Here is a 17,276-nt window from a genome sequence, read left to right on the forward strand (position 1 = left end):
GTAGTTTCGCCTCATTTGTATTGATCAGCGGTTCTGACACCGATTTAACGATTGTACTTCTTAGACGCGCACGGTTACTTTAGGAGTAATGATAACTTTTCTGGATCAACAGCAAACATATTTGCAGGCAAATTGATTGACAGACTGCATGTGATTGTCAACCGGCTTCCATCCTTCAGCCCCAGTTCAGTATCACCTCTCGAATGACACGCTTGAACAGAGGCTTTAACCGCATCGGAATTTACAAATAATGGTAAGCCTTCCGCTTTTACTACCATCATGCCCTCGCGTAGCACTTTGCAGACCGGGCCAGGCGCTATACGGGCAGCCTCTTTATCTCGGTACATACTGATACTGCCGCCACAATCAGCTTGCATCAACTGACCAACGTGGCGATAAGCAATCAATTCAGCAATCGGCGAGTTCCACGTCGACACTGCTTTTAGAATCGAATCGGGTTGTGAGGCATACTCCGTCAGCACATCACTAATTGGTCGGTTTTCTGATATTTTGTTGAGCCATCGAGAACTACACCCGCTGATGTCACCGCATTCAATTGCGGTAGCAAAATCTGTTCGTTCTCCGAGAATGCCCTTTTTGTAGTAGTTTTGAAGCCGGGTTAGTGGTCGCGATTGACTGGCATTCATAGAAAGGCCCATGGCGTAAAAAGTCAGTCCACATTGATAAGGCGTACGCCCAAAGCCATGGTTCTCCATTGACTTCCAACTTCTTCCTTCTGCGGCAATTACGCACGAGTTAATTGATTGCTCTAGTTCTGAGTTGACCATTGAGGCAGTGATCCAACCTCGTTTAAGTAAAGCAACTAAACGCAAAAATTCAGCCCCACCTTCACTAAGAGTAGCTTGCTCATTTTTCCAAACGTCATTATCAAAGCGAGGTTGTGTCATATGCGCCATTTCATGTGTAATGAACCCCTGCAGATATTTTTTTTGCTCAGTACTTACATCGGGCGGAAGCGACAATCGCATCACCGTTTTGTTAGCAACGTCACCCCAAGGAAATGTTGATGGTGATGGAGTTGCTAAGATGTAGGGAAAAGTGAAGGGCAGCTCTGGGAATAGGCCACGAAACAAACGGTCAATATCGGACGTGGTATCCACCAGAAATTGATTGGTTTGCAAGGAGAGGTGGGTATCTACGTGTAAGCGCTTTTGTACATCTGGATTGAACGTTTCTTGAAGAAAAATAACCGGAAATGCAACTCCATTTGTACGGGGTACACTTTCATCGTTACCCGATTGTGGTATACCATCAACAATAACAGTCCCGTCTGCTACCTTAAATTTCCACCGAATCGCGCCACAGGTATCATTAACTGCGTAAGCACTCGTATGAACATAGAACCCTTTTTCAAATGGATATGCCCAAGGATAAACTCTGTCTAAACGACGAGTAGTTGCAGGAATTCGCAACTGCAGATTTGTACACAGATCGTTTTTACGGCGTATGCCGTTATCACTAATCTCTGTGCAGTCATTCCCCGCCGACCAGTCTTTTCGTAAGCTTGCAATCGTAGATGTTTGAAAATCCTTATTCAGAAATGAGAGGGAGCCGCAGGATGCAGGAATGTGGTAACTCGCCTCAAGAAAACCAGGTTCATTCATCGCGAGCGTTACTACAACAGGCTGACGATCTTTTGTATCAGCCGAGGGTGAATGTAAGTTGGGGCGTTCTCGGTCGGTTTGAGCTTCCCCCGCAAGAACAACGTTTGCAATAAGCAATAACAATGTCGCAATCGTCATATATCTTCGTTTCATGGGTACTCACATCCTTCAATTTAATAGGATGATTATCCATGGAAAATGATAGTTAATTCAATAATAAAACTAGCGATAAGTTTGCTTCCTCTATTTCCAGAGTAGTTGGGCTAGCGGGATTTTTAGACTTTGTTCGTTGATATCAACGTGAATTGTGTTTTAACTTTTATTGCTAAACAGTACATGCTTCTGATTCGCAGCCTTCCCTTACAACGGAGCAATACATAGTTAGGGGAGGGAGGCAAACTTCTATTTCGAAAACCAGTAAGGTGTAAGATTCAATTGATAGAAATTAGAGAAGGTTCGTCAAAGACGTTTGTGGCTTTAGAAAATATTTATATTAAATAACAACATTTAATTTATTTTATTTTTACTTTTTTGCAGTGCATAAAGGTAAATTGCATGCCCCGCATGGGTGCGCTGTTGCTGCTACCTACGCGGGGAAGGGTAATTCCGATGCTCGTGTTCAGGATATGAAAGGCATGGTCCGAGAGTAGGTGTAACTACTACTGAACACTCATTCCATCATCTGCCGTTACGATTGCGCCGTTCAGGAAGCGGGATTCTTCTGCTGCCAACAATAACAACAGACCATCAAGGTCTTCTGGTGTGCCGACACGCTTGCGGGGCAGCATTTCTATCAGTTTCTGTCCTTGCTCGGTGTCGAAATATTCCTGATTGATTTCTGTCGAAATATATCCGGGGCAAATGGCGTTGACGTTGATGCCGTATTTACCCCATTCGACTGCCATTGCTTTCGTCATGTGTATGACTGCGGCTTTGCTCATGCAATAGATACCAATTTGTGGCAACACGCGCAGACCCGCGACTGAGGCGATGTTGATAATGCGGTGTTGTTTTCTTTGGTCGCCTTTATATCTGGCGATCATGCGTTTTGCTGTTTCCTGCGCAACAAAGAATGAACCTCGTTGATTGGTGTCCATTACATAGTTGTAATCATCGGGGGTAACGTCGACCAGACGTTGCGTCGTTGATACACCTGAGTTATTGATCAGAATATCGATAGGGCCAGCTTCCGTTTCAGCATGGGCTATCGCTGATTTGATGCTCGCATAGTCTGTCACATCCAGCGCAACGACATGGGCCGCACCACCATCGGCTTCAATTTCTGCGCGTAATTCTTTCAGTCTGTCAACGCGTCGGGAGGCAAGTACCACCTGTGCGCCAGCTTTTGCCAGCACTTTCGCAAAACGAGCACCTAAACCGCTTGATGCACCGGTAATCAGTGCAACTTTTCCTTCAAAATTAATTTCTATTCCCATCAGTATCTCCTGCAAAAATTTGGATAAACTCAGTATTCTGTTTAATGCACTATCATGACATACAGCGTCTTTCTGTGTTACCCAAAATTTAGCACTCCCCGTCTTTTCATTGATAGTTCGGAGAGATTCATCGCTTTAATTGATGCATGCTAAACACTGCTCTGCGATAATTATCTTTCGCCAACACTCAGTACCAGCTTTCCGCAATGGATGTCTTCATCTAATCGGCTGCTTGCGCAATGGCAGATCAACAGCTAACATGCGTTGATTAATTTAGCACGTTCGTTCGAAAAATATTTTAAAGCGATTACAGTCATGACCCAAAACATTCTTGAACAGTACGGTCCCCGCGATGCGATGGAGTACGATGTCGTTATTGTCGGCGGCGGTCCTGCAGGCTTGTCTGCTGCGATCAAACTCAAGCAACTCGCAGTGGAAAAAGGAAATGAAGTTTCCGTATGCGTGCTGGAAAAAGGCGGCGAGCTTGGTGCGCATATTCTTTCCGGGGCGGTAATGGATCCAGAGGCGCTGAGTGAGCTTTTTCCTGACTGGAAAGAGCTTGGCGCCCCTCTGAACACAGAAGTGACTGAAGACCGTTTTTTATTTTTATCTGAAACCAAGGCTTATAAAACACCAAACTGGATGTTGCCTGCCTGTTTCCAAAATCATGGAAACTATGTGATTTCGCTGGCCAACGTCGTGCGTTGGCTTGGGCAGCAGGCTGAAGCATTGGGTGTTGAGATTTTCCCGGGCTTTCCTGCTGCAGAAATCCTGTATAACGACGATGGCTCGGTAAAAGGAGTTGCGACCGGCAATATGGGCGTAAATCGTGAAGGTGAACCAGGTCCGGCATTCCAGCTTGGTATGGAGTTGCATGCAAAATATACTTTGTTTGCTGAAGGTGCGCGTGGACATCTTGGTAAACAACTGATCGCAAAATATGCGCTGGATGCAGGTAAAGACCCTCAGACTTATGGCATCGGTATTAAAGAATTGTGGGAAATTGACCCGGCTAAGCATAAGCCGGGTCTGGTAATTCACACGGCTGGATGGCCGCTGGATAACGCGACTTATGGCGGCTCTTTCCTGTATCACCTGGAAAATAATCAGGTCGCAGTCGGTTATGTGGTCGGGCTTGGATATGAAAATCCATATCTCTCGCCGTACGAAGAATTTCAGCGTTATAAAACGCATCCGGAAATCCGTCAGTTCTTTGAAGGGGGGAAGCGGATTGCGTACGGTGCGCGTGCGATTACAGCGGGTGGCTTACAGTCATTGCCTAAGCTGACTTTCCCAGGCGGTGCATTAATCGGTTGTGATGCCGGTTTCCTGAACGCCAGCCGCATCAAAGGTAGTCACGCTGCGATCAAGACAGGGATGTTAGCTGCAAATGCGGTGTTTGATGCTTTAGGTGAAAATCGCCAATACGATGAAGTGACTGCATACAGCGCAGCTTTTGAAGCATCGTGGTTGCATGAGGAATTGCATAAAGCACGTAATTTCAAACCATCCATGAGTAAAGGCTTGGTACTCGGCACATTAATGGTTGGGATTGATCAGGTCGTTTTTGGTGGCAAAGCACCTTGGACCTTGAGACATACGCATGCCGATCACGAGTGTTTGCGTCCAGCTTCTGAGTTTCAGCCAATCAATTATCCGAAGCCGGATGGCAAGCTGACGTTTGATCGCTTATCTTCTGTATTTATCTCCAACACGAATCATGCAGAAGATCAACCTATCCATCTGACTTTGAAAAATAGTAACGTTCCGGTTGACGTGAATCTGGCGAAATATGCAGGGCCAGAAGCGCGTTACTGCCCAGCAGGAGTCTACGAATTTATGAAGACAGATGATGGTAAGGATCGCTTGCAGATCAATTCACAAAACTGTGTTCATTGTAAGACTTGTGATATTAAAGATCCGACGCAAAACATCGTGTGGGTTACCCCAGAAGGCGGTGGTGGACCTAACTACCCGAATATGTAAAACTGAAAAAGTCGCTGTTAGAAAACAGCGGCTTTTTTTATAAAGAACACTAGCGATAAAGTTATTGTGCTGCCCAGCCGCCATCCATATTCCAGGCGACACCTCTGATCTGACTTCCTGCATCGCTGCAGAAAAACACTGCCAGAGCCCCTAGTTGTTCCGGAGTCACGAACTCTCCTGAAGGCTGCTTTTCCGCGAGCAGCGCTTTTTTTGCCGCTTCATTGCTGATGTTGTCTCGCTCGGCGCGGGCATCAACCTGTTTTTGTACTAATGGCGTCAGTACCCATCCCGGGCAAATCGCGTTACACGTAATTCCCGTTTGCGCGTTTTCGAGCGCCGTTGTTTTTGTCAGCCCGATCAAGCCATGTTTAGCGGCAACATACGCAGACTTCTGTGCTGACGCGACCAACCCGTGCACCGACGCCAGGTTAATGATGCGCCCCCAGTTTTTTTCCTTCATATACGGCAGTGCGAGCCTTGTCGTATGGAAGCAGGAGGTCAGATTAATCGCAATAATGGCATCCCATTTTTCGACCGGAAAATCCTCAATATTGGCAACATATTGAATGCCTGCATTATTCACCAGTATGTCGACACCACCAAATGTTGTGCTGGCAAATGCCATCAAGGCGGTAATCTCGCTGGCTTTACTCATATCGGCATTGTGATAAGCCGTTTTGACGCTGAATTTTTCTTCAGTGGCTTTCTGAATTGCCTGAATCTCATTTGGATCACCAAAGCCGTTAAATACAATGTTTGCGCCCGCGGCAGCTAGCGAATGCGCAATACCCAAGCCGATTCCTGAAGTTGAGCCTGTTACCAGCGCTGTTTTCCCGCGTAAAAAAGATGCTTGCATGTTGACTCCTGACATTAGTTATATAAAAAAGCATGCGTAACAAAGCGAATGTGAATGATTTTAAGCGTAACGATCGGTAAAATGTGAGTTACTAGCAGTAGTAAAAATACTATCTCAGAGGAATGCCTCATGCAGCCAAGGCGCAATACCGTTCAATGCTTGTCTCCATCGGGACTGCATACCATGTCTTACAAAGAGTGGGGGGATCCTGCTAATACCGATGTACTGATCTGCGTGCATGGTGTGACGCGGGTTGCCGACGATTTTGATGCTGTCGCGCTATCCTTGTCTTCGCATTACCGGGTTGTCTGTCCAGATGTTGTCGGTCGCGGCTATTCTGGCCGACTGCGCAATCCCTTGCACTATCAGTTGCCGCAATACGTCAGTGACATGGTGACCTTGCTGGCTCGTTTGCAAGCAACAACTGTCGATTGGCTCGGTACCTCGATGGGCGGGCTGATAGGAATGGGAATTGCTTCGTTGGAAGGTAACCCGATACGTAAGCTGATCTTGAATGATGTGGGGCCTGCGCTGAATCCTGAGGCTTTGTTACGAATCGGCACTTACATTGGTGAGGATTTACAGTTCCGCACTTTCGACGAGGCTGCCGCGTACATTAAGACGATTTCGCTTTCATTTGGTGAGCATACTGAGGCTCAGTGGAGTAAATTGGCACATGATGTCTTGCGCCAGACTTCCGATGGTCATTGGCGCAAGCATTATGATCTGTCATTGGCGGAAGTGTTTAAGGCGACGACGCCTGAAATGATCGCCGCAGGACAGGCGATGCTCTGGGCTGCTTACGATGCGATTCGTTGTGAAACTTTGCTGGTGCGCGGTGCTGAATCTGATTTGCTGACAGCAGATACTGCGCTTGCAATGACGAAGCGCGGCCCATGTGCGCAGTTGATAGAGGTGCCCCACGTCGGGCATGCCCCAACTTTTGTCAGTGAAGAGCAAATTAAACTGGTGCGTAATTTTTTGTTAAATGAAAAATAGAGTGAGTGATGGAAATAAAGAGATTGCACGTTGGTCAGCGCTTATCTGAAGTGGCGATATGTAATGGCATTGTTTATCTGGCGGGGCAGATCCCGGAAGATGTGAGTCAGGGCATTGCTGGCCAGACTAAAGAGGTACTCGGTCATGTCGATCGCCTGTTGTCGGAGGCAGGGAGTGATAAATCTCGGATACTCTCTTGTCAGATTTTTTTGACTGACATCAGTCAAATTGGCGAGATGAATACTGTCTGGGATGCGTGGGTTGCAGAAAATAATTCACCGCCACGCGCGACCGTAGAAGCCCGGCTGGCCAATCCTGATTGGTTGATAGAAATCGTTGTAACAGCAGCGCAAAAATAAAGAATTGTATGGTATCGACATCAGTTGCCGCATCAGAATCACAGTTATTGGAAGGTCTTTCAGAAGCAGAGAAAGATAGACTCATTTCTGCACTCGAATTTGTTACGCCGTTTTATGCGGAAAAAGACGTAATTACCGGACAGAATGCGTTGCAGTTTGTGCGTGGAGTGGCTTCCACACTGGCGATGTTGCGCACTGATATAGACTCACGTATTGCTGCTTTATTGTTCGAATTGCCTGAATTAAGCCCGATCGCGGCCGAGCAAATCGAAGCCCGTTACGGACAAGAGATTGCAGATCTGGTCAGCGGCATCCGGCGCCTGATGAAACTCCGGGAGACCGCGTTAACCCATCATGATGTCGGTCATGGCAAGGATGCGGCCGAGAAAGCTGCAGCGCAGATGGAAACGTTGCGCAAAATGATGCTGGCAATGGCAACCGATATGCGGGTGGTGTTGATCAGGTTGGCGTCACGGGTGACTACTTTGCGCTATTTTGCCGAGTGCAAGCGCGAAGACAGCGCTACACAGCAATATGCCAGCGAGACGATGAACCTGTATGCGCCGTTGGCAAACAGGCTGGGCGTCTGGCAACTGAAGTGGGAGCTTGAGGATTTATCTTTCCGCTTTCTCGAGCCTGCACAATACAAGCGCATAGCCAAAATGCTGGAAGAAAAGCGTGTGGAGCGCGAGAGTTTCGTTGCAACGGCATTGGCACGTTTAACCTCTGAATTGAAAAACGCAGGTATCAAAGGCGAGGTGTCTGGCCGTCCTAAGCACATTTACAGTATCTGGAAAAAGATGAAGGGTAAGTCAGTTAATTTTGACGAACTCTATGATGTGCGCGCGTTCCGGGTCGTTGTTGATGATATTAAGGATTGTTATACTGTACTTGGACTTGTGCACAACGTCTGGGCACCGATTCCTAAAGAATTTGACGATTACATTTCCCGCCCAAAATCGAACGGTTATAAATCTCTGCATACAGTCGTTGTTGTTGAGGATGGCCGGCCACTTGAGGTACAGATCCGGACGAAAGAAATGCACCAGTTCGCGGAATATGGAGTCGCTGCACATTGGCGTTATAAAGAGAGTGGCGGCTCTAACTTCACGGCACAAGAATATGACGAAAAAATTGCCTGGCTGCGACAGTTACTTGCCTGGAAAAGTGAGGTTGCTGACGCGGTTGTTGAGCACGAAGACATACAAAGAGAGTGGGTGGAAAAGCTGAAGTCTGCAAGTCTGGATGAGCGGATTTATGTTCTGACGCCGCAGGCAAGAGTGATCGAATTGCCGCGAGAGGCGACACCGGTTGACTTTGCTTATCAGTTGCATACAGACGTTGGTCATCGTTGTCGCGGTGCCCGAGTCGATGGCGTGATGGTGCCGTTAAACACGCGTCTGCGGAATGGGCAGACCGTTGAAATCATTACGCTGAAGGCAGGATCTGCGCAGTCTGGTCCATCGAGAGACTGGCTGCATTCCGAGTATTCGGTCAGTACCCGTACCCGTAGCAAAATTCGTGCGTGGTTTAATGTTATTGATCAGCAGGAAACCCTGGCATCGGGGCGGGCACTGGTCGAAAAAACGTTGCAGCGTGAAGGTAAGACTGCCGTTAATCTCGAGGAGTTGGCGCGGAAGCTGGGCTTTGCCGCATTGGATGATTTGTTGCTGTCTGTCGGTAAAGAGGAATTCAGTCTCAGACAGATAGAAACAGTGCTCAGGGATAGCCCGGTCGAAATACCTGATGATCTGAATATCACCAATAAGAGTCGCGCATCAAGTGTTACGCAAGGTGCGAAATCTGGCGTACTGGTTGTCGGAACTGATGGATTGATGACGCAGTTGGCCCGTTGTTGTAAGCCCGCACCGCCGGACGATATCGTTGGGTTTGTCACCCGAGGTAAGGGCGTTTCCATTCACCGGCTGACCTGCAAAAACTTCGCAGAAATGCGTAATAAAGCACCCGAACGGGTGATACAGACGACTTGGGGCGAGCACGGTAAGGATACGGTTTATCCTGTCGATATTTTTGTATTGGCACAGGACAGGCAGGGTTTGTTGCGCGATATTTCTGAGGTTTTTTCTAAGGAAAAAATTAATGTGGTTGGCGTAAATACGCAGAGTGCAAAATCACAGGCCCGGATGTCGTTTACTGCTGAAATCGGCGGCACTTCGCAATTACAAAAAGCATTGACGACAATACGTGAAGTGAGTGGAGTGCTTGAGGTTCGGAGGCAATAATGCAAGTGGGGTGGGGCGAATGCGGTTGGCCTCAAAGTGTTGCTGCTGGCGCTGGAATACATACGGGGAAAAATACAAGTACTTGTCCGGTTCTTAGAAAAAGTTCGGTTCAGGGCTAGTAATTGTTCGCGGGTCTCTGCTATACTTCGGTTTCTTTAGACGCGTAGCTCAGCTGGTTAGAGCACTACCTTGACATGGTAGGGGTCGTTGGTTCGAGTCCAATCGTGTCTACCAATGAATTTAAGAAATATAAGTATTTTAGATAAGAGCGAGAAAGGCATCCTGGTTATGACACCGCGAACTACCACGCAAATGGTTTGGGAGCGACTCTAGTCGAGGATCTTTTTCGTCTGTATCAAATTTGAAAAAGCACGGCTAGCCGTGCTTTTTTTTCGTCTTTATTTTCTAATCGCAAATTTCGGCAAACTTCTGCCACTATGGAGAGTGACATGGTCTCAGTAAAACTTCCTGATGGTTCGCAACGTCAATTTGATGCGCCTGTAACCGTGGCGCAAGTTGCTGCCAGTATTGGTGCTGGCCTGGCAAAGGCGGCGCTCGCTGGCAGAGTTGATGGCGTATTGGTGGATACCTCATTCCTGATTGAGCGAGATGCTGAGTTGGCAATTGTGACCGACAAAGATGCGGATGGATTGGATGTGATTCGTCATTCGACAGCGCATTTGCTGGCTTATGCGGTAAAAGAATTATTTCCCGATGCGCAGGTGACAATTGGGCCTGTGATCGAAAACGGGTTTTATTACGACTTTTCTTATAAGCGTCCATTTACTCCTGACGATTTGCTTGCGATAGAAAAGAAAATGACTGAGCTCGCTAAAAAAGATGAGCAAGTTGTCCGCAAGGTGTTGCCGCGAGATGAGGCTGTTGCTTACTTTAAATCGATCGGTGAAGCGTATAAGGCAGAAATCATTGAGTCGATTCCTGTTGATCAGGATGTCTCTCTTTACACCGAGGGTACTTTTACTGATTTGTGTCGCGGTCCGCACGTGCCATCCACTGGCAAGCTAAAAGTCTTTAAATTGATGAAGCTTGCGGGTGCTTACTGGCGTGGTGATTCTAAGAATGAAATGTTGCAGCGTATTTACGGTACTGCGTTTGCTAAAAAAGAAGATCAGGAGCAATACCTGCACATGCTGGAAGAAGCTGAAAAGCGTGATCACCGCAAGCTGGGTAAGTCGCTGGATTTATTCCATTTTCAGGATGAGGCTCCGGGCCTGGTATTTTGGCACGCGAAAGGCTGGACTATCTGGCAGCAAGTAGAGCAATACATGCGCAAGGTTTATCAGGATTGTGGTTACCAGGAAGTGAAAGGTCCGCAGATTCTCGACAGTAGTCTGTGGGGTAAAACCGGGCACTGGGATAACTATAAAGACAATATGTTTATCACAGAGTCGGAAAATCGCTCTTATGCGCTGAAGCCGATGAATTGCCCTGGACATGTGCAGATTTTCAATTCTGGAATGAAGAGTTATCGCGATCTGCCATTGCGGTTCGGTGAATTCGGTCAGTGTCATCGCAACGAGCCGTCCGGTGCTTTACATGGAATTATGCGTGTGCGCGGCTTTACTCAGGATGATGGACATATTTTCTGTACAGAGGCACAAATTCAGGATGAGGTAATTGCTTTTCACCCTCAGGCAATGAAGGTTTATGACGACTTTGGCTTTAAAAATATTGCAATCAAACTCGCCTTGCGGCCAGAAAATCGCATTGGCAGTGACGAAGTCTGGGATACCGCTGAAGAAACGCTGCGCGCTGGCTTGCGCGCTTGTGGCGTGACTGAATGGGAAGAATTGCCGGGTGAGGGCGCATTTTACGGTCCGAAAATCGAATACCACCTGAAAGATAGCTTGGGTCGTCCTTGGCAAGTCGGTACTATGCAGGTCGACTTTTTTATGCCGGGTCGCCTGGGTGCTGAATATGTGGCTGATGATAACAGTCGCAAAGTGCCGGTAATGCTGCATCGCGCTATTGTTGGCTCTATGGAGCGCTTCATCGGAATTTTGATTGAAAACCATGCCGGCGCTTTGCCTTTGTGGTTATCTCCAGTGCAAGTTTCCGTGTTAAATATCTCGGAGTCGCAAGCAGAATACGCAAAATCTGTTGCTGAAATCCTGAAGAAACAAGGGTTTAGAGTTAACACGGATTTGCGTAATGAGAAAATTACCTATAAAATACGCGAGCACTCTATTCAAAAAATGCCTTACATAGTAGTAATAGGTGATAAAGAACGAGATGCAAACACAGTCGCTGTGCGTACGCGTGGCAATCTGGATCTGGGGGTAATGCCTCTTGATGCCTTCATAGCTCGTTTAAAAAACGAAGCAGACACTAAGGTTTAACAGATCAGTCCGCAATCTTGCTGTAAGCGAGATTGGCACGGTAAAGATTTAATTTTTTAAAGGAAACTGCAATAGCTACCGAAAGAACACATCGTATCAACGGGGAAGTTACCGCGCTTGAAGTGCGCTTGTCCGGCGTTGATAATGAACCTCTGGGTATCGTTAAACTGAGTGAGGCATTCCGTTTGGCCGAAGAGGCTAATGTGGATTTGGTGGAAATTGCACCCACTGCCCAGCCTCCTGTTTGTCGTTTGATGGATTACGGCAAGTTTAAATACCAGGAACAGAAAAAAGCTCACGAAGCCAAACTGAAACAAAAAGTCATTTTGGTGAAAGAAGTGAAGTTCCGTCCTGGTACAGATGATGGTGATTACAACATCAAGCTGCGTAATCTGGTCAAGTTTCTGGATGACGGCGATAAAACAAAGATTACTTTGCGTTTTCGTGGTCGTGAAATGGCGCATCAGGAAATCGGTATGCGTGTGCTTGAGCGCCTGAAGCTTGATTTGGAGCCTTACGGCCAGGTAGAGCAGTTTCCAAAAATGGAAGGGCGCCAGATGGTCATGATTCTGGCACCTAAGAAAAAGAAATAAGTATTTTGTAGTACTTGTTTGGTACGGGTATTACGATAGATCTGTTTCGTCAGGAACAGATCACAATAAGTGAGAAGTAGGCATCCAAGAGTAGCGTTTATTGCTGCCACCTACCATCATATAAAACCGGAGCTGTCGTCAACGACAGATAGTGTTATGCCAAAAATGAAAACAAAGAGCTCTGCTAAGAAGCGCTTTCGTGTACGTCCAGGTGGAACAGTAAAGAGTGGTCACGCTTTCAAGCGCCATATCTTGACTAAAAAGACCACAAAGAACAAACGTCAATTACGTGGTACACGTAACATCAATGCGTCCGACGTGACATCAGTCATGCGCATGATGCCTACCGCTTAACCTCATACTCACTATTTTAAGGAGTTATTATGCCTAGAGTAAAACGTGGGGTTACCGCTCGTGCCCGTCATAAGAAAGTTCTGAACCTTGCTAAAGGTTACCGTGGTCGTCGTAGTAAAGTATTCCGTATTGCTAAGCAAGCAGTTATGCGTGCAGGTCAATACGCATACCGCGATCGCCGCAATAAAAAACGCGTATTCCGCGCATTGTGGATCACCCGTATTAACGCAGCAACCCGTCAACACGGTATGACATACAGTGTGTTCATGAACGGCTTGAAAAAAGCCTCTATTGAACTCGACCGTAAAGTACTGGCTGACATGGCTGTGATGGACAAACCAGCGTTTGCTGCGATTGTTAATCAAGTTAAAGCCAACCTGGCTGCGTAATCAAAGTAATTTGTAGTCGTTGCGATGTGTTAAACATCGCTATATCAAGCGGGGCAGAGGTTGAATCCTATGCCCCGTTTTGTTTTCAGCTCATTATTTCAGCTTCACAGTAAGCGGGAACAACGCATGAACCCTTTAGATCAAATCGTCAGCCAGGCATGTGCTGATTTTCTCGCGGCACCGGATGCCGCCGCACTTGAAAATGCTAAGGCATTGTACCTGGGCAAAAGTGGCCAGATTACCGAACAGATGAAGAGTCTGGGGAAATTGTCTCCGGATGAGCGCAAAGTGCAGGGCGCGGTGATTAATGCTGCTAAAGTCAAAATCGAAAATGCTTTAACTGAGCGTCGCGATGCTTTGGCAGACGTGCAATTGCAGACGCGTTTAAATGCCGAAGCGATTGACGTGACACTGCCCGGGCGTGGCCGAGGTATCGGTGGCATTCATCCTGTGATGCGCACCTGGAAGCGCGTTGAAGAAATTTTCCGTTCAATTGGTTTTGACGTCGCTGACGGCCCTGAGATCGAAACCGACTGGACCAATTTTACTGCTTTGAATAGTCCTGAAAATCATCCTGCCCGCTCTATGCAGGACACTTTCTATATTGATGGTAAGGATAGTCAGGGTAAGCAATTGCTGCTGCGTACGCATACCAGCCCTATGCAGGTGCGATATGCGCGCATGAGCAAACCACCAATCAAAATTATTGCACCTGGCCGCACTTATCGTGTTGACAGCGATGCGACACACTCCCCGATGTTCCATCAGGTTGAGGGCTTATGGATTGCCGAAGATATCAGCTTCGCGGATCTGAAAGGTGTCTATCTGAATTTTGTAAAAGCGTTTTTTGAAACAGACGATTTGCAGGTGCGCTTCCGTCCTTCCTATTTCCCATTCACCGAGCCATCAGCTGAAATTGATATCGCTTTCGGTAGCGGGCCTTTAAAAGGTCGCTGGCTGGAAGTATCGGGTTCTGGTCAGGTGCATCCTGCTGTGATCCGGAACATGGGACTCGATCCTGAAAAATACATAGGCTTTGCGTTTGGTTCCGGCCTGGAACGCCTGACTATGCTGCGTTACGGCGTCAACGATCTGCGCTTGTTCTATGAAGGCGATTTGCGCTTCCTGAAGCAATTCAACTAATTTTTTGAGCAATCTGAGCTCAAGCATCTAACAATAGACGGCTGAATTATGCAATTTTCTGAAAACTGGCTCCGCACCATGGTCAATCCGAAGATGACTTCGGATGAGTTGTCTCATCTGTTGACTATGTCAGGTTTGGAAGTCGAAGAAGTGGAGCCTGTTGCTCCTCCTTTCAACAATGTCGTGGTTGCGGAGATTCGTGAAATCGTCAAGCATCCCGATGCTGATCGTTTAAATGTGTGCCAGGTTGATGTCGGCACTGGCACATTGTTGAATATCGTTTGCGGAGCGCCGAACGTCCGCGTTGGCATGCGTGTACCTTGTGCAACGGCTGGCGCGGTTTTGCCTCCGGGGGCTGACGGTAAGCCGTTCGTGATTAAGGTAGGCAAGTTGCGCGGCGTTGAATCGCAAGGCATGTTGTGTTCTGCACGCGAATTGAAATTGTCTGAAGACCATGGCGGCTTGATGGAATTGCCGTCAGACGCGCCAGTGGGCCAGAATTTCCGTGATTACTATGAGTTGAATGATCTGAAGTTTACGATCAAGCTCACACCGAACAAGGCTGACTGCTTATCCGTCTTAGGTGTTGCAAGAGAAGTGTCTGCCCTGACCGGAACGCCTTTGCAGATGCCTGTGACGGATGTCATTGCGCCATCCTTGCAGGAAGTATTGCCGGTGAAAGTTTCCGCGTCTGATCTGTGTGGCCGTTTCTGCGGTCGCGTGATTCGTGGCGTCAATGCGAAAGCACCGACCCCTGACTGGATGAAACAACGCCTTGAGCGCAGCGGACAGCGTCCTATCTCTGCGCTTGTTGATATTTCCAATTATGTGATGCTTGAACTCGGGCGTCCATCCCACGTATTCGATCTCGATAAAATCCATGGCGGACTCAATGTGCGCTGGGGTAAAGCAGGTGAATCACTGAAGCTGCTGAATGGCAATACAGTTGAGGTTGATGAATGGGTTGGCGTGATCGCCGATGAAAAAGAAATCGAGTCTCTTGCCGGCATCATGGGTGGCGATTCAACCGCTGTTTCTCTGGATACGCAAAACATTTATCTCGAAGCTGCTTTCTGGTGGCCGCAGGCAATTCAGGGCAGGGGCCGTCGTTTTAATTTCTCTACCGATGCCGGACATCGCTTTGAGCGTGGCGTCGATTTTGAAAATATCGTCGAACATATCGAACGTATCAGTGCTTTGATCGTTGAGATTTGTGGCGGCCGCGAACAGGTAAAACTGGGTCCGGTTGACGATCAGATTATCAATTTGCCGCAACGTTTTCCGGTGAAATTACGTACCGCACGGGCACAAAAAGTCATCGGCGTGCCGTTGACTGATGAGGTCATCGCCGATATTTTCAAACGTCTGGGATTGCAATTTACGCAGCAGACCGGTGAATTCCTGGTGACGCCACCGTCCTATCGTTTCGATATCGAAATCGAAGAGGATCTGATTGAGGAAGTCGCCCGCGTTTACGGTTTTGAGAATATTCCGGCTTTACCTCCGGTTGCCGCGAATGCCATGCTGATCGCACCGGAAAACCAACGCTCGCTGTTTGATTTGCGTGCGCTGGCCGCTGATATGGATTATCAGGAAGTGGTTAATTACAGCTTCGTAGAGGAAGCTTGGGAAAAAGACTTTGCCGGTAACGATCAGCCTGTGAAGTTATTGAATCCTATCGCCAGTCAGATGAGTGTGATGCGTACCAATCTGATCGGTAGCCTGGTAGCGAATGCCCGCTATAACCTGAATCGTAAAGTCAGCCGTATCCGTGTTTTTGAAATCGGCGCTGTTTATCTGCGTGATTCTTCCGTACAGGACGGTCCGCTGGAAGTCGCGGGTTATCGCCAGCCTAAGCATCTGACTGGACTCGCTTATGGTCCTGTCGTTGAAGAACAATGGGGTGTGGCAACGCGTAACGTTGATTTCTTTGATGTAAAAGCCGATGTCGAGGCTTTGTTTGCACCAAAAGTCTTGCGTTTCATCAAAAATGAACACGTTGCCTTGCATCCGGGTCGCAGTGCCAGTATTGAATGTGATGGCAAGATGGTTGGCTTTATCGGTGAACTGCATCCACGCTTGCAACAAAAATACGATTTACCGCTGGCGCCGGTTGTATTTGAAATCGATACCGCAGCTTTGCAATCGGTCAATGTCCCGGTTTATCAGGAAATATCGAAGTTTCAAGCTGTGAAGCGTGATCTTGCTCTGGTTGTTAAACAGTCAGTTTCCGTACAGGATATGCTCGACGTGTTTAACGCTGAAATAGGCCGGAACGAAGCCTGTAAAATTGTGCAAGCTATTGTTTTGTTTGATGAATATCGTGGTAAGGGCTTGGAAGCAGATGAGAAAAGTCTTGCTTTCCGCTTTAGCTTACAAGATACTCAAGCTACATTGCAAGATGACAAGGTTGAAGCCGCAATGACCGCATTGACTCAGGCCGCAGGCTTGAAGTTTGCTGCCAAGCTGCGCTAAGATGATTGGCTTACGCCCGTATAGACTAGATGAGTTTGATAATGAATGACGTAAATTCCGCTGAATTTCAATCGGTGCTGGATGCCGATTTAAATCGTGCGATGCTGGAGGCCAGGGCGCGTTCTCAAGCGGAAAAAGAGTTACCCACTTTAACTAAAGCTGAGTTAGCCGAGCTGTTGTTTGAGCAGGTCGGCCTCAACAAGCGCGAAGCTAAAGATATGGTGGAAACCTTTTTCGATGAAATTCGTGATGCACTGGAACGCGGCGAAGCGGTGAAGTTGTCTGGCTTCGGTAATTTTCAGTTGAGAGACAAACCACAGCGTCCCGGGCGCAATCCTAAGACAGGCGAAGAAATTGCGATTACTGCCCGTCGTGTTGTCACCTTCCATGCCAGCCAGAAATTGAAGGGTATGGTGGATGACATCAGCGGTCAACCATTGGCTCATGCTGCTTAAAAG

The 17,276-nt window shown here is 47.6% G+C and carries 14 protein-coding genes and 1 tRNA gene; 12 read left to right on the forward strand and 3 right to left on the reverse strand.

Annotation, left to right across the window (positions count from 1 at the left end; all coding sequences use genetic code 11):
• Window positions 1-74: 74 nt before the first annotated feature.
• The gene (locus tag H8K29_RS13160; protein ID WP_186897945.1) at window positions 75-1,778 is read right to left on the reverse strand and encodes a hypothetical protein; all 1,704 of its coding nucleotides are present in this window, start codon (window positions 1,776-1,778) and stop codon (window positions 75-77) included.
• 506 nt (window positions 1,779-2,284) lie between these two features.
• Complete coding sequence (locus H8K29_RS13165; protein WP_186885136.1) at window positions 2,285-3,061, reverse strand: SDR family oxidoreductase; 777 nt, start codon at window positions 3,059-3,061, stop codon at window positions 2,285-2,287.
• A 357-nt stretch (window positions 3,062-3,418) separates the two neighbouring features.
• Here H8K29_RS13165 and H8K29_RS13170 point away from each other — a divergent pair, with 357 nt between their 5' ends.
• Window positions 3,419-5,047, forward strand: a complete 1,629-nt coding sequence (locus H8K29_RS13170) for an electron transfer flavoprotein-ubiquinone oxidoreductase (RefSeq protein ID WP_186898074.1) — start codon at window positions 3,419-3,421, stop codon at window positions 5,045-5,047.
• 61 nt (window positions 5,048-5,108) lie between these two features.
• Here H8K29_RS13170 and H8K29_RS13175 read toward each other — a convergent pair whose 3' ends face one another.
• The gene (locus H8K29_RS13175; RefSeq protein WP_186897946.1) at window positions 5,109-5,903 is read right to left on the reverse strand and encodes a 3-hydroxybutyrate dehydrogenase; all 795 of its coding nucleotides are present in this window, start codon (window positions 5,901-5,903) and stop codon (window positions 5,109-5,111) included.
• Window positions 5,904-6,086: 183 nt separating this feature from the next.
• Here H8K29_RS13175 and H8K29_RS13180 point away from each other — a divergent pair, with 183 nt between their 5' ends.
• From H8K29_RS13180 to H8K29_RS13230, 11 genes are all read left to right on the forward strand, one after another.
• The gene (locus tag H8K29_RS13180) at window positions 6,087-6,902 is read left to right on the forward strand and encodes an alpha/beta fold hydrolase (RefSeq protein ID WP_186897947.1); all 816 of its coding nucleotides are present in this window, start codon (window positions 6,087-6,089) and stop codon (window positions 6,900-6,902) included.
• Between the two features lie 8 nt (window positions 6,903-6,910).
• Window positions 6,911-7,261: a RidA family protein gene (locus tag H8K29_RS13185; protein WP_186897948.1), complete on the forward strand. Its 351-nt coding sequence runs from the start codon at window positions 6,911-6,913 to the stop codon at window positions 7,259-7,261.
• An 8-nt stretch (window positions 7,262-7,269) separates the two neighbouring features.
• Window positions 7,270-9,504 (forward strand): bifunctional (p)ppGpp synthetase/guanosine-3',5'-bis(diphosphate) 3'-pyrophosphohydrolase, encoded by a 2,235-nt coding sequence (locus H8K29_RS13190; protein WP_186897949.1) that lies wholly within the window; start codon window positions 7,270-7,272, stop codon window positions 9,502-9,504.
• 157 nt (window positions 9,505-9,661) lie between these two features.
• A tRNA-Val gene (locus tag H8K29_RS13195) sits at window positions 9,662-9,738 on the forward strand.
• Between the two features lie 215 nt (window positions 9,739-9,953).
• Complete coding sequence (thrS, locus tag H8K29_RS13200; RefSeq protein WP_186897950.1) at window positions 9,954-11,864, forward strand: threonine--tRNA ligase; 1,911 nt, start codon at window positions 9,954-9,956, stop codon at window positions 11,862-11,864.
• A gap of 71 nt (window positions 11,865-11,935) precedes the next feature.
• Complete coding sequence (infC, locus tag H8K29_RS13205) at window positions 11,936-12,457, forward strand: translation initiation factor IF-3 (RefSeq protein WP_186885293.1); 522 nt, start codon at window positions 11,936-11,938, stop codon at window positions 12,455-12,457.
• 156 nt (window positions 12,458-12,613) lie between these two features.
• Window positions 12,614-12,811: a 50S ribosomal protein L35 gene (rpmI, locus tag H8K29_RS13210; RefSeq protein WP_038493025.1), complete on the forward strand. Its 198-nt coding sequence runs from the start codon at window positions 12,614-12,616 to the stop codon at window positions 12,809-12,811.
• A gap of 29 nt (window positions 12,812-12,840) precedes the next feature.
• Entirely contained in the window at window positions 12,841-13,200 is a 360-nt protein-coding gene (gene rplT, locus H8K29_RS13215) for a 50S ribosomal protein L20 (RefSeq protein WP_186885142.1), read from the forward strand.
• A gap of 126 nt (window positions 13,201-13,326) precedes the next feature.
• Window positions 13,327-14,343 carry a phenylalanine--tRNA ligase subunit alpha gene (pheS, locus tag H8K29_RS13220; protein WP_186897951.1) on the forward strand — a complete coding sequence of 339 codons (1,017 nt, stop codon included), beginning with the start codon at window positions 13,327-13,329 and terminating at the stop codon, window positions 14,341-14,343.
• A gap of 48 nt (window positions 14,344-14,391) precedes the next feature.
• The gene (gene pheT / locus H8K29_RS13225; RefSeq protein WP_186897952.1) at window positions 14,392-16,818 is read left to right on the forward strand and encodes a phenylalanine--tRNA ligase subunit beta; all 2,427 of its coding nucleotides are present in this window, start codon (window positions 14,392-14,394) and stop codon (window positions 16,816-16,818) included.
• Between the two features lie 41 nt (window positions 16,819-16,859).
• Window positions 16,860-17,273 carry an integration host factor subunit alpha gene (locus H8K29_RS13230; RefSeq protein ID WP_186885145.1) on the forward strand — a complete coding sequence of 138 codons (414 nt, stop codon included), beginning with the start codon at window positions 16,860-16,862 and terminating at the stop codon, window positions 17,271-17,273.
• Window positions 17,274-17,276: the final 3 nt, after the last annotated feature.

The sequence above is a fragment of the Undibacterium sp. CY21W genome (genome assembly GCF_014284265.1).
Taxonomy (GTDB): domain Bacteria; phylum Pseudomonadota; class Gammaproteobacteria; order Burkholderiales; family Burkholderiaceae_D; genus Undibacterium; species Undibacterium aquatile.